Genomic DNA, 12,957 nt, shown 5'->3' on the forward strand with positions numbered 1-12,957 from the left:
AACTAATTACACACAAGTCGACAAAATTACACAAAAACCTGCAATTTACCGGCCTAATTCTTTATTCATTTACCTGGATTCGATAAGCATAGCCATACTGATAGGCATCCAAACCCGCTTTCCCACCATTCCAATTTCCGCGCTTAAATCGCGTAGACTTTCCTTTGGGCAAAGCTGACCAATCCCATTGCAATTCCGATACGCCCAACAAATCCCGACCATCTTGCTTCGACCAATAATGTAAACCTAAACTGCCCAAACGCGCTCCCCATAAAAACCAGGAAATGGGATTGCTAACGGCACTCCACTCGACCATCATTAAAGGAACTTGCAACATACCTCCCCATTGATTGACTTGGTTCAACAAATGTTGATCCTTCGTATAATCATCCAACTCCCAAAGGGAAACCTGTAAACCCAATTGGTCACCGGGATTCAATAGCATTCGTAAGGCAGGAATCGTATGCAAGGCGATTTTATCGCCTTGTCGAACACCTCCCAGAAACCGTGAAGCCGTTTCCATGCGCAGAATTTTACCTTCCTTGATGGCCACAAGGTTATATTCTACCCAAAGCTCATCCTTCAAATTCACATTTTCTTGAATATCGTAGGCCGTGATGGAAGCTAGTTGCAAACTAATTTCGCGTGGTTTCTCTTGGGTAATGACAACAGGATTTGCCTGAACTGAAGAAGGTACAGTCGTTCGCCGACAAGCCATCATCGAAAGCAAAGCAAGAAAATAAATGAATTTACGCATGTTTAGCAGCCGGCTCTTGTTGGGTCAAGCAGTGAAAACTCCCCTGCCCCCAAATGATTTTCTTCGCCGAAAGTCCAATAACGGGCCTATCTGGAAAAAATTGTGCTAAAGTCGCTAAAGCAAATGCATCCTGCGGACAATCAAAAGTTGGCACCAAAACACCCGCATTGCAAATGTAAAAATTCGCATAAGAACCTGGCGCGCGAAACTCATCAATCACTACTGCCGCTGGCATAGGAATCTCCACGATATTCAAAGGCTTGCCATTCGGTAAGCGCATCGCCTTCAATTCTTTTAAATTCTGATCCAATACCGCATGATTTTCATCTTGCTCATTCGGCTCAACCATCGCAATGACCGTGTCCTCATTCACAAAACGAACGGTATCATCGATATGTCCATCGGTATCATCCCCCACAATCCCATCGGAAACCCAAAGAACTTGTTCGACGCCGTAATAATCACATAAATATTGCTCGATTTGAGTCTGACTTAAATGTGGATTCCGGTTAGGATTCAATAAGCAAGACCGACTCGTTAAAACAGTCCCTGCTCCATTGAAATCGACCGAACCACCTTCCATGATTATACCAGGACTTACTTTTTTAAGTCCCAAAATTTCCGCTACACGAGTTGGGGATTCATTATCCGAATCAAAGGGCGGATACTTTCCACCCCAAGCATTGTAGCCCCAATCGACGATTAAGCGCTCATTATTCGATTGATTAAGCAAAATCGCAGGTCCATGATCGCGACACCAGGCATCATTCGTAGGCTGAATATGCAAACGAATTTGCGCCGCATCAATTCCATAAACCAAATATTGAGACTCGATAAATTGGGCTAAATCCGCATCATTAACTTGAATATTAACCACTTCTCCTTGCGAAATAGCTTTGATCAATCCAAAATACTCGGGATACATTTCAGCTAATTTATCCCCTTGCCACGAATGATCATTGTGCGGAAAAGTAATCCAAGTGGATGAATGCTGTTCCCATTCTGCAGGAAAATAAAAGCCTAATTCTTTTGGTGTTTTCATTTTATAATTGTGCGATAATCCGCAATCCTTCTAGCGTAATCAATTTGTTAACTTCATCAAAATATTGCTCTAAGGGAGTCAAAATGGACGAAAGCCCACCTGTAGCAATGACTTTAACTTCCACTTTTCGTTCTGTCTTCACCCGCGCAATCATTTCTTTCACCATCCCCACATATCCCCACAAAATACCCGATTGAATGGCAGAAACCGTATCAAAACCTAAAGCTGAATCAGGCATCTCCAAAGGCACTTCAGGCAATTGAGCAGTTTGTGAGAACAAAGATTTCACAGCCGTTTTTAAACCTGGAGCGATGGAAACTCCCTGCATTTTACCATTTTGGTCAACTAAAGTAAAGGTCAATGCAGTCCCAAAATCCACGATCAATACCTCAGAGTCATAATGATGATGTGCATAAACCGAGTTAGCAACCAAATCGGCACCAATTTCATCCGGACTCACCACCTCAATCGGCAAGGATTTATACAATTCGGGGCCCATGATTTTCACCGGAAATCCCACCCAATGTTCCAAACCTTTTTGAATTTGAATCAACACAGGAGGAACCACGGAACTAATCAACACAGATTCAACTTTCACCCCTTCAAATCCCTTTTCCGCCAATTCTTTTTGAATCCAATGCTCCAATCGAATAGCCGTCCAAGGCTGATGCGTGGGCGTTCGCAAATGAACTTGCCAGCCTTCCGCTGTGTAAAACCCACAGACGATATCCGTGTTCCCAATGTCAACGACTAAATGCATATATATTATTGTGGTAAATCTTTTTCTAAACCAGCCGACAAGATCGGAAATCGCAACCACGATTTGGGATCTAAGCTATAGTCATCTACATGGAAACCTGGCGCATAACGCTCCCGTTTCCACTGATTGCGTGCCCATAAACGGAAAAACCGATGAATGAATCCATCCAATTGTTCTCGGCTATAATGTGCACCATAAACTTGTTTCAAGGACTCCAAACAAGCTACTGGGCTTTGGTGTTCATAAAACGACCAGCGTTCAAGCGAATTTAATATCGGATAAGGCATCAAATCTTCCTCATCCACTTGCTTGCTATCCAATGGCCGTAATTCCGCACTCGGCTCTAATTGGTTCACATTTGCCAAACCAGCCACTCGCCATTGACCCCCCAATCCTTCTTTCTCCATCCATCGCAACCAAGTCCGCAAATACGCTTTATCAATACCGGCAATCGGTGAAATAGAACCCGAGGTATCGCCATCCATGGTGGCATAACCCACACTGGCTTCTGAACGATTCGAGGTGGCTAAAAGTAGGGCATTTTTGATATTGGCCAACATCCATACGCCTGGGGCACGAACACGAGCCTGAACATTTTGCAACGTAATATCGTCTTGTTCCCAAGTTAAAGGACGCTGAATTGTTTGTTCGATTAGTCCCCGATAGCCTTGAACCAAGCCATCAATTTCAATTTCATGATGTTCCGTTCCGATGCTGGCTGCCAAAGCAGCAGCAGATTCGCGGGTATCTGCTGACGAGTTGACCGTTCCTTGGTAGATGGTCGTCATCAACTGAGCAACCAAGTCCTTCTCGTTTGCACACGAATTAATCCAAGGTATATAGGCCAAACACTTTTTAACAGCTTCCCAACCCAATTCTTCCACGGCTAAATGAACTGCGGTAGCACATAAAGAAGCAATCGCGGAGGAATCTGCTCCTCCCGAAAGGGAAATAACATATCCATACGAATACGATTTTCGCAAATAATCCCATAAACCTAAGGCAATGGAACGCGAAAATTCTTCTTCTTTAATATGGCTTGAGGATTCCCAAGCGTCTATTTCAGGATTAATAATTATGCCATTTTTGCTCTTCAATTCACCTATTGAAACTAGATCATCTGCCTCAGTAGGATATCCTAGTACATCGAGACTACAGGCAATCACCTGAGCATCTTGAAACGAAAAACGCTTCGTTTGCGCTAAAATATGTCCATTTTGAGCAATGTAGGCATCTCCGTCGAATATCGTCCGACCGGATTCATTGCCGAGTAAATTGGCAAATACATATCCCCCTTGAATAATTTCCGCACCTTCAATAGCTAATTGTTGGCGCACCTTCGATTTCCCAAACGAAAAATGCGAGGCAGTCGGATTGCAAATAAATGAAACCCCACGTTTCCCTAAAGCATGCGCAGGCCGCTTCTCACCTTCCCAGGCATCTTGACAAATCTCAATTCCGAAGGTAATTTCTCCTAAACCGAGGCGATAATCTCCGAAGGGAATGTTATCAATCCTGGTTCTTACACCCGCAGGCCAAGGCGTAAACCAGCGTGCTTCATAATGTATGCCTTCGTTTGCTAAATGCTGTTTGGGGATATAAGCCTGAATTTTGCCTTGATAGAGAACAGCAACGACATTGTATAATCGGGATTCGTATGTAATGGGTAGACCCACCAACAAAACTAAATCCGTGGAATAATCGAGTAGTTTCTGTACAGATTCCTGCGCTTTTTGCTGCGTAAATGGAGAAAAGAATTGGTCCTCACAACCATAACCTGTCAAACACATTTCCGGCAAGCACAATAGATTTGCTCCGGCGTCTTTCGCGACTTGAATTGCTCCAATAATTCGTTGGAAGTTGCCTTCCCAATCCAGGGGTGTTTGGTTTAAAACCCCAGCGGCCACATGAATTTTTGGCATATTATCTAGGCTTTTGTGCTGAAACTTTTGGACTTGGTTTAAAAATCCGATTCCAAAGACGCGCTGGTTTCGAAGATTTTGTCGCTAATTCGGAATAAGAAACGGAACGAACATGTTTGTATCGAGGAGTCCACATCCATGACAAGGCCTCATGTGGTCGGTAATAATTTTCCCCATGCCGATGTTCCACACGCACATGGCATGTTGCACGCGGGCAACGTGCCGACCAGCATCCCGCTAAACAAAGGCAAAAAACACAGCCCAGGCATAGCAACAAAAAGGTTCTGGAAAAAGATCTATATACCATGTAACATCAAAAAGAATTCATCAATTAGAACGAATCCTTATTAGTTAAATTACAAATCAACCCGTATTTTTACATACAATTTAGGCCAATATGGAATTAAAGACCAAAGATATAAAATCGGTTTTAAAAAGAGGTGATTTTGAATACCCCGTCATGGAATCTTTTTACACGATTCAAGGCGAGGGAAAATACCAAGGCCATGCCGCATATTTTATTCGTTTGGGTGGTTGCGATGTAGGTTGCCACTGGTGCGACGTCAAAGAATCGTGGCCGGTAGATACTCATCCAATTAAATCTGTTGACACATTATTATCAGAAGCCCTCGCTTTTCCGGGTCGTTTAGTTGTGATTACTGGTGGAGAGCCTTTGATGCATGATTTAGGTCCATTGACAGAAGCTTTTCAAACAGCCGGATTTCGCACACACATTGAAACATCTGGCGTTTGTGAGACATTTACGGGATCATGGGATTGGATTTGTTTTTCCCCAAAGAAATTCAAAGAACCGAATCCAGCCATACTTCCGTTTGTACATGAATTGAAGGTGGTTATTTTCCATCCCTCAGATGTTGCTTGGGCGCAAGATTGGGCTAGCAAAATCAATTCGAACGCGCATTTATACATGCAACCTGAATGGTCTAAGCAAGCAAGCATGAATCCACTCATCGTAGAATTTGTAAAAACCAATCCAATTTGGCAAATTTCGGTTCAAACCCATAAGTTCCTACAAATCCCTTAAGGTATGTTGGCCTGGCTCATTCCTTTCTTGACTTTATTTGAGCCTTCCGATTCACTTGCAGTGGTATCCGTGGATCCCGTGATCAACGCGTATCGAACGCAATATTTTCCTCAGTTCTTACCGAACCAACAAAAACTGTATTTCACGGTCCGAAAAGAATTGAATTCGGACGAGGAAATCTATTATGCCAATTGGAAAGATGGGCATTTCGACACTGCACTACCCATCAGCGAATTAAATCAAGAGAACAACGAGGGAACGCCTACATTTTCGGCTGATGGTTTACACATGATCTTCTCGGGTTGCGAATATCCGAATTCCTTTGGAGGCTGTGATTTATATGAAACGCACTGGATCGATGAATCGTGGACAAAGCCCAAAAACCTAGGTTTTCGAGTGAATAGCCATGATTGGGAAGGTCAACCGCATCTAAGTAACGATGGCGGCAAACTGTTTTTTGCATCTGACCGACCGGGAGGATTTGGGAAACGCGATTTATGGGTTTCTACCAAAGACGAAGTCGGGCAATGGCAATTTCCGGTCAATTTAGGAACGAGCATAAATAGTGCGGAAGATGAACAGGGGCCTTATCTATTAGCCAAGAAAAACCGCTTCATCTTCTCCAGCAATAAAAAGGGAGGTTTAGGCGGTTTAGATTTCTACCAAATCCCCTACCCGATTTCCGATCAGCCAGCGAAGCCAATCCAACGCATAAACACGGATTACCATGATGCGGGAATTACACCAAGCGAGCAAGCAGAATTCTATTACATTTCTCGTAGACTCAATAAACCAAATCAAGATTTAGGCATTGTGCGGATTTTCATCCCCGATTCGACCTTTGAGGATTCAAGTCCTGTTATTGTGTTTGAGCAAATCAAATTCGACGACATTGAATTTGAAACCAATGCATGGCAATTGGATTCGATACCGCCTAGCTTAAGCCAACTGATCATATACCTCACGCAAAATCCAACCAAACAGGTCGAAATCCAAGGACATACCGATGAAGTGGGCGGCGCTGAAAAAAACCTTTTACTCTCAGAGAAAAGAGCATTAAGTATCAAAATGGTTTTAATTCAACACAAGATTAATCCGGAACGAATTAAAACGATTGGATTTGGAAATACCCAGCCTAAAATTAAAAATCCGACAGCTTTAGATCGAAAACAAAACCGTCGGATTGAGATTATCGTACACTAACGCTTCTTGCGTTTCTTGGCTTTCCGCTTTTTATGTTTTTTCTTTTTACTAGACTTTTTACGAATCGGCGTGGGATGTTCTTCCTTCGCGAGCGAATCTCGTTTTAATAAAAAGGTCTTCAATGAATCCGTTAATTCCTCCGTTGTCAGTGCGCGAACCTTCACTTTCGAAATTCCATAAGATACCAAACCCAATTCTTGCGCGGCTACTTTGGAAACATCAATGACCCCTCCTCGCAAAAATGGTCCACGGTCATTGACACGAACAATCGTCTTTTTACCTGTTTTAGGGAATTCCACCTCAACCCAAGTTCCCATAGGAAAAGAGCGATGCGCGGCTGAAAATACAAAAGGATGATAAGGTTCTCCGGAAGTTGTTTTACTACCCCAATGGCGTATATGGTAAAACGTTCCGAGTCCTTGCTGCGTTTGAGCGTGAAGGCTGGTGAAGGCCAACAAGCTAAGCAGGAAGACATGTTTTATTTGCTTCATAGCTGGCAAAATTAGTCCCTTAAAGTCTATAAAACAAAAAGGCCCTCACGATGGAGGGCCTTTTTAACAAATCTTAAAGCGGATTAACGCTTGTTGATATCGACAAATGCACGTGGCGTCGCACCTACATAAATTTGACGAGGACGGCCGATTGGCTCTTTATTCGTCATCATTTCTTGGTGTTGTGCAATCCAACCTGGAAGACGACCGATAGCGAAAAGAATCGTAAACATGTTCGTTGGGATTCCTAAAGCACGGTAAATAATTCCTGAATAGAAATCGACGTTTGGATACAACTTACGAGCAACAAAATACTCATCGCTTAACGCAGCTGCCTCTAATTCTTGTGCGATTTTCAAAATCGGATCTTGAACGCCTAAAGCTGTCAACACATCATCAGCCGCTTTTTTAATGATACGAGCGCGTGGATCAAAGTTTTTGTAAACACGGTGACCAAAGCCCATCAAACGGAAACCTGAATTCTTGTCTTTCGCCATGGCGATAAACTTTGCAGTATCACCGCCAGCATTTTTAATTTCTTCTAACATCTCAATCACGGCTTGATTTGCACCTCCGTGTAATGGACCAAACAAGGCCATAATACCACCTGAAATGCTTGAGAACAAACTTGCATGAGATGAACCAATCAAACGAACTGTTGATGTAGAGCAGTTTTGCTCGTGGTCAGCATGTAAGATCAATAATTTATTCATCGCTTTAGAAACGATCGCATTTACCTCATATGCCTCACCTGGTTTTGCAAACATCATTTTCAAGAAGTTTGAGCAATAATCCAATGATTGGTCTGGAGCAACGATACCTTCGCCGATGCTTTTCTTGTAATTCCAAGCTGCATAAATAGGCAAAGCAGCTAATAAACGTAAGATATTATCTTCTTTCTCGTCCGTTGAATATTGACCTTCCATCAAACCTACCAAAGCAGATAATTCGCTCATTGGGTGTGTGGAAGTTGGGATAACCTGTGCAATGTTCAACAAAGCTTGATTAGCCACGGTATATTTTTGAACAGCAGCCTCAAACGCATCTAATTGCGCTTGAGTAGGCAATTCACCATGCAACAACAAATAGGCTACTTCTAAGAAACTAGCTTTGTCAGCTAATTCTTCAATGCTATACCCGCAGTGTCTTAAAATTCCTTCTTCGCCATCTAAAAATGTAATAGCACTTTTCGTTGCGCCTGTATTTTTATAACCCGGATCGTAGGTAATATAACCTGTCAAATCACGTAATTTGGCGATATCGATGGCTTTTTCGTGTTCTGTACCTTCCAAAGTTGGTAATTCAAAACTTTTACCATCCACATTGATCACTGCATTTTGAGACATAATCTTAATAAATATAATGTATAAGGTCTAGCAATTCAGAGACAGTTTAGTACTGTTCACCAAATTCAAGCCTCTAAGATAATACGATATTTTGAAAGGTTGCTTACCTTTATTAATCCAATTAAAATAAATTTAATTATCACAATTTTTTCTTCGCATATTTCAAAAAAATATTGATTTCATGGCTCTTATCTCTGAATTATTCAAAAGCTACGCATTTAGCGCTCAAGAGCGGTTTCTTCAATACGTACAAATTGATACTCAATCAGATCTTGCTTCGTCTAGCAGTCCCACCACTTTCAAACAAAAAAACCTAGGAAAGGTTTTGGTGCAGGAATTAATTGATTTGGGTATTCACAACGCTGAATTAGATGAATTCGGATATGTATATGCATCACTTCCAAGCAATGTTAGCCATGAGGTTCCCGGCATTTTCTTCTGCTCGCACATGGACACTTCGCCAGATTGTTCCGGAGAACATGTAAAACCCATCGTTCATCGAAATTATCAGGGCCAAGACCTTGTTCTGCCGGATGACCCAAGCGTGGTTATTCGAATGAATGATCACCCTGATTTAGCGGAGCAAATTGGAAATGATATCATTACAGCTAGTGGATTGACATTATTGGGCGCCGACAACAAAGCCGGAGTCGCAGAAATTATGGATGCGGTGGCATTCTGGGTAAAACACTCTGAAGTACAGCATGGTCCAATTACGATTGTCTTTACGCCTGATGAGGAAGTGGGTCGTGGGACCGACAACATCAATCTTGCCAAAATCAACGCCCAATTCGGCTATACCTTAGACGGGGAAAAACGTGGACACCTAGAAAATGAAACCTTTTCAGCCGATAGCTTTCATATCTACATTCAGGGGATTTCTCAACACCCCGGTTTTGCCAAAGGTCGAATGGAAAGTGCCTTAAAAATTGCGGCTGAGATAGTTGCCAAACTTCCCAAAGACACCTGCAGCCCCGAGACGACAGAAGAAAAAGAAGGTTTCATTCACCCAACCGATATTAAAGGGGATGTCGAAACAGCTCAGATAGACTTTATTTTACGAGATTTCGATGCTAGTCGATTGAAAACCTATGGCGAGGAACTTCAGAAAATTGCTTCTCAGGTCATGCAAAACTATCCGAAATCAACGGTACGTTTCGAACAAAAAGAACAATACCGAAACATGTACGAGGTTCTCCAGCATCATCCGCATTGCATGGATTTGGCGATGGAAGCGATGCGCTTAGCCGGCTTAAATCCAGAAACACGTTCGATTCGTGGGGGTACAGATGGTTCACGTCTGACATTTATGGGTCTCCCCTGCCCGAATATCTTTGCGGGAGAACACGCTTTCCACAGTCGGCAAGAATGGGTTTCCGTGCAGGATATGAACAAGGCGACGGAGACGGTGGTGTATTTGGCGGGGTTAGTGGCTGAAAAGTAGAGACGCGATACTTCGCGTCTAGTCTCTTTGGCAAACCTTCAAGGATTGCCAAAGTTTGAGACGCACTTAGTGCGGCAATTAGACCTTGGAACTTAGTCTTTGCCAAAGCCTTCAGGAATACAAAAAAAAAGAATCGGCGTGAAAAACGCCTCAAACTTTGGCAAAGCTTAAAGCTTTGCCAAAGAATCTATTCCCACTCAATCGTTGCAGGTGGTTTCGACGAAATGTCATACACCACGCGATTAACGCCTTTGACCTGATTAATAATTTCATTCGAAATACGACCCAAGAAAGGATAGGGCAAATGACACCAGTCGGCAGTCATACCATCCACACTCGTCACAGCACGCAATGCAACAACTTGCTCATACGTACGCTCGTCGCCCATCACACCCACAGATTGCACCGGCAATAAAATAGCACCGGCTTGCCACACTTGGTCATATAAACCTTCCGACTTCAATCCATTGATGAAAATGGCATCTACTTTTTGAAGAATATCCACCTTCTCTGGGGTAATATCGCCCAAAATACGAATCCCTAATCCCGGACCTGGGAATGGGTGTCTTCCCAAAATATCTTGTGGAATCCCTAAGGTTTTACCCACCAAACGAACTTCGTCTTTAAACAAGGCGTCTAAGGGTTCTACGATCTTCAATTTCATAAAATCAGGTAAACCACCCACATTGTGATGCGACTTAATCGTTGCACTTGGCCCCTTCAAAGAAACCGATTCAATTTTATCGGGATAAATCGTTCCTTGACCTAACCAAGAAACACCCTCAATTAAATGCGCCTCCTCATCGAATACCTCAATAAATGTCTTACCAATTGCCTTACGCTTTAATTCAGGATCCGATAAACCTTTCAAGGCATCATAAAAACGTTGTTTGGAATTAACACCTTTCACGTTCAAGCCCAAGGTTTGGTAAGATTCCAATACCTGCTCAAATTCATCTTTGCGCAAAAGACCATTGTCAACGAAAATACAATATAAGTTCTTGCCAATCGCATGGTGCAATAAAACCGCCGCAACGGAACTATCCACGCCTCCCGACAAGCCTAATACCACTTTATCTGAACCAATTTTGGCCTTCAATTCAGCCACAGTACGATCCACAAATGAATCTGACGTCCACGTAGGTGCACATCCGCAAATACCTAATACAAAGTTTTGAATTAAAATGCTGCCTTCGGTTGAGTGTGTCACCTCCGGATGAAATTGAATCCCGTAGATTGGCTTCGAAACATGTGCAAAAGCTGCCACGCGAACCGTCTCCGTAGAACCAATTAATTCATATTCAGCAGGCAATTCCATAATCGTATCGCCGTGTGACATCCAAACCTGACCCGTGGCAGATAAGCCTTTCAACAAAGGACTCTCTTTGACACTCGTCATGTGTGCGCGGCCGTATTCACGATGACCTGAATTCTGCACGGAGCCTCCGCCCTGATGTGCCAATAATTGCGCTCCATAGCAAATACCCAAAATAGGCAAGCTACCAAACAAGCTCAAATCAACCCGTGGTGAATCTTCTTCACGTACGGAACAAGGACTTCCCGACAAAATAATCCCCTTCACCGAAGCATCGATTTCAGGAATGTGATTAAAAGGATGGATTTCACAATATACTTGTGCCTCACGAATACGACGCGCAATTAATTGCGTCACTTGAGAACCAAAGTCGAGGATAATAATTTTTTCCGCCATAAAGCCTTTTGCTTAAAAATAAACGGCAAAGGTCGCAATTTCTAGGCAAAAACCGAAAACTAATCTTGATAAATTAAGTAACGCTTCCGCATTTCTTTATATGCGTCTAAAGCTGGCTTCCAAGCAGCACGAATTTCTTGCTCAGATTTCCCGGCCAACAAAGCTAAACGGAGGCTATCGGTCCCCGCCAATTTATCAAAAAAGGAAGGGGAAGTAAAAAAGCTTTCCTTCCGACCGGTCTTCTCAAACATCTCGATCAAATAGCTCAGACTAAATCCTAGTTTTCGGGTAGATACCGTTCGTAAATCTTTGCCATAACATAATTGCCCTTTTAAAGGAGGATCCATCGCACCTGGAAGAGGTATTGGGGTAAAACGATACTCCCCAGCCGCTGGGTTTGGTGTACCGATCACCTGAAATTGCGTATTTGTCCCACGACCTACACTTACGATGGTGGGTTCAAACAAACACAAAGAAGGATATAAACCGATCGACTGATCATTGGGCAAATTAGGAGAAGGTGCGATAGATACATGCACGACACTTTTATGTGTATATGTTGCAACAGGAATCACTTGTAGGTCACATGTTACTTTATTTGCTAGCCAACCTTCACCGTTCAGCATTTTGGCATACTCGCCCATCGTCAATCCGTGTACGATAGGAATTGCAGTCAGACCAACAAAAGAGGCAAATTTAGTGGGATCCAAAACGGGTCCATCCACATAATGTCCATTGGGATTTGGGCGATCTAAGACGAGCAATTTGACTTTGTTTTCTGCACAGGCTTCTTGAACATATAAAAGCGTCGAGCTATAGGTATAAAAACGTGTCCCTACATCTTGTATGTCAAAAATCACGACATCGATGCCTTGCAAATCTTCCGGTGTAGGTTTCTTATGTTTTCCATACAAGGAAACCAAAGCTAAACCCGTTTTCGAATCAACCTCATTATCAATGTGTGCGCCAGCATCCGCCGTTCCACGAAAACCATGTTCAGGCGCGAAAATTCGTTTGACTTGAATACCCAAGGATAAAAGACTGTCGGCCAAATGCGTATTCCCAATCATGGACGTATGATTCACCACCAGTGCGACCTGTTTGCCTTGTAAGATAGGTAAATATGATTTCGTCTGATAAGCTCCGGGAATAGCTTGACTATAAGCGATTTGGCTAATGCCAAAAAACAATACGAAGATTAGTTTGTAGTTTCGAAGCAATCCCATTTTCTTTGCG

Annotated in this window: 12 protein-coding genes; 3 read left to right on the top strand and 9 right to left on the bottom strand. The window is 42.8% G+C overall.

The window, feature by feature from the left end:
- Positions 1-61: 61 nt before the first annotated feature.
- The 5 genes from SKC38_RS07400 to SKC38_RS07420 are packed head-to-tail and all read right to left on the bottom strand — an operon-like array spanning position 62 to position 4,788.
- A complete protein-coding gene (locus tag SKC38_RS07400) occupies positions 62-757 on the bottom strand; it encodes a hypothetical protein (protein WP_377976498.1) in 696 nt (231 codons plus the stop codon).
- Positions 750-1,799: an agmatine deiminase family protein gene (locus tag SKC38_RS07405; protein WP_377976499.1), complete on the bottom strand. Its 1,050-nt coding sequence runs from the start codon at positions 1,797-1,799 to the stop codon at positions 750-752. The genes SKC38_RS07400 and SKC38_RS07405 overlap by 8 nt, the downstream gene beginning before the upstream one ends.
- 1 nt (position 1,800) lies before the next feature.
- Positions 1,801-2,559, bottom strand: coding sequence for a type III pantothenate kinase (locus tag SKC38_RS07410; protein WP_377976500.1), 759 nt, complete (start codon positions 2,557-2,559; stop codon positions 1,801-1,803).
- 5 nt (positions 2,560-2,564) lie between these two features.
- Complete coding sequence (nadE, locus tag SKC38_RS07415) at positions 2,565-4,481, bottom strand: NAD(+) synthase (RefSeq protein WP_377976501.1); 1,917 nt, start codon at positions 4,479-4,481, stop codon at positions 2,565-2,567.
- 1 nt (position 4,482) lies between these two features.
- Complete coding sequence (locus tag SKC38_RS07420) at positions 4,483-4,788, bottom strand: hypothetical protein (RefSeq protein WP_377976502.1); 306 nt, start codon at positions 4,786-4,788, stop codon at positions 4,483-4,485.
- Positions 4,789-4,878: 90 nt separating this feature from the next.
- On the opposite strand from SKC38_RS07420, the gene SKC38_RS07425 reads away from it, so the two are divergent.
- Both SKC38_RS07425 and SKC38_RS07430 read left to right on the top strand, forming a co-directional pair.
- Positions 4,879-5,526 carry a 7-carboxy-7-deazaguanine synthase QueE gene (locus SKC38_RS07425; protein ID WP_377976503.1) on the top strand — a complete coding sequence of 216 codons (648 nt, stop codon included), beginning with the start codon at positions 4,879-4,881 and terminating at the stop codon, positions 5,524-5,526.
- Between the two features lie 3 nt (positions 5,527-5,529).
- Positions 5,530-6,729 carry an OmpA family protein gene (locus SKC38_RS07430; RefSeq protein ID WP_377976504.1) on the top strand — a complete coding sequence of 400 codons (1,200 nt, stop codon included), beginning with the start codon at positions 5,530-5,532 and terminating at the stop codon, positions 6,727-6,729.
- Here SKC38_RS07430 and SKC38_RS07435 read toward each other — a convergent pair.
- A complete protein-coding gene (locus SKC38_RS07435) occupies positions 6,726-7,220 on the bottom strand; it encodes a septal ring lytic transglycosylase RlpA family protein (protein ID WP_377976505.1) in 495 nt (164 codons plus the stop codon). The genes SKC38_RS07430 and SKC38_RS07435 overlap by 4 nt on opposite strands.
- Positions 7,221-7,303: 83 nt before the next feature.
- Positions 7,304-8,566, bottom strand: a complete 1,263-nt coding sequence (locus SKC38_RS07440) for a citrate synthase (protein WP_377976506.1) — start codon at positions 8,564-8,566, stop codon at positions 7,304-7,306.
- 181 nt (positions 8,567-8,747) lie between these two features.
- Between SKC38_RS07440 and pepT the strand changes: the two genes are divergently transcribed.
- A complete protein-coding gene (gene pepT / locus SKC38_RS07445; RefSeq protein WP_377976507.1) occupies positions 8,748-10,010 on the top strand; it encodes a peptidase T in 1,263 nt (420 codons plus the stop codon).
- A 187-nt stretch (positions 10,011-10,197) separates the two neighbouring features.
- Here pepT and guaA read toward each other — a convergent pair whose 3' ends face one another.
- Both guaA and SKC38_RS07455 read right to left on the bottom strand, forming a co-directional pair.
- The gene (gene guaA, locus SKC38_RS07450) at positions 10,198-11,721 is read right to left on the bottom strand and encodes a glutamine-hydrolyzing GMP synthase (RefSeq protein ID WP_377976508.1); all 1,524 of its coding nucleotides are present in this window, start codon (positions 11,719-11,721) and stop codon (positions 10,198-10,200) included.
- Positions 11,722-11,780: 59 nt separating this feature from the next.
- Entirely contained in the window at positions 11,781-12,947 is a 1,167-nt protein-coding gene (locus SKC38_RS07455; protein ID WP_377976509.1) for an exo-beta-N-acetylmuramidase NamZ family protein, read from the bottom strand.
- Positions 12,948-12,957: the final 10 nt, after the last annotated feature.

The organism is Aquirufa echingensis (genome assembly GCF_042714525.1).
In the GTDB taxonomy this organism is placed as follows: Bacteria; Bacteroidota; Bacteroidia; order Cytophagales; family Spirosomataceae; genus Aquirufa; species Aquirufa echingensis.

Excerpts from the sequence above, each read along its gene's own strand:
- SKC38_RS07400 (WP_377976498.1), bottom strand. The coding sequence starts at position 757 with ATGCGTAAATTCATTTATTTTCTTGCTTTGCTTTCGATGATGGCTTGT.
- SKC38_RS07405 (WP_377976499.1), bottom strand. The coding sequence starts at position 1,799 with ATGAAAACACCAAAAGAATTAGGCTTTTATTTTCCTGCAGAATGGGAA.
- SKC38_RS07410 (WP_377976500.1), bottom strand. The coding sequence starts at position 2,559 with ATGCATTTAGTCGTTGACATTGGGAACACGGATATCGTCTGTGGGTTT.
- nadE (WP_377976501.1), bottom strand. The coding sequence starts at position 4,481 with ATGCCAAAAATTCATGTGGCCGCTGGGGTTTTAAACCAAACACCCCTG.
- SKC38_RS07420 (WP_377976502.1), bottom strand. The coding sequence starts at position 4,788 with ATGGTATATAGATCTTTTTCCAGAACCTTTTTGTTGCTATGCCTGGGC.
- SKC38_RS07425 (WP_377976503.1), top strand. The coding sequence starts at position 4,879 with ATGGAATTAAAGACCAAAGATATAAAATCGGTTTTAAAAAGAGGTGAT.
- SKC38_RS07430 (WP_377976504.1), top strand. The coding sequence starts at position 5,530 with ATGTTGGCCTGGCTCATTCCTTTCTTGACTTTATTTGAGCCTTCCGAT.
- SKC38_RS07435 (WP_377976505.1), bottom strand. The coding sequence starts at position 7,220 with ATGAAGCAAATAAAACATGTCTTCCTGCTTAGCTTGTTGGCCTTCACC.
- SKC38_RS07440 (WP_377976506.1), bottom strand. The coding sequence starts at position 8,566 with ATGTCTCAAAATGCAGTGATCAATGTGGATGGTAAAAGTTTTGAATTA.
- pepT (WP_377976507.1), top strand. The coding sequence starts at position 8,748 with ATGGCTCTTATCTCTGAATTATTCAAAAGCTACGCATTTAGCGCTCAA.
- guaA (WP_377976508.1), bottom strand. The coding sequence starts at position 11,721 with ATGGCGGAAAAAATTATTATCCTCGACTTTGGTTCTCAAGTGACGCAA.
- SKC38_RS07455 (WP_377976509.1), bottom strand. The coding sequence starts at position 12,947 with ATGGGATTGCTTCGAAACTACAAACTAATCTTCGTATTGTTTTTTGGC.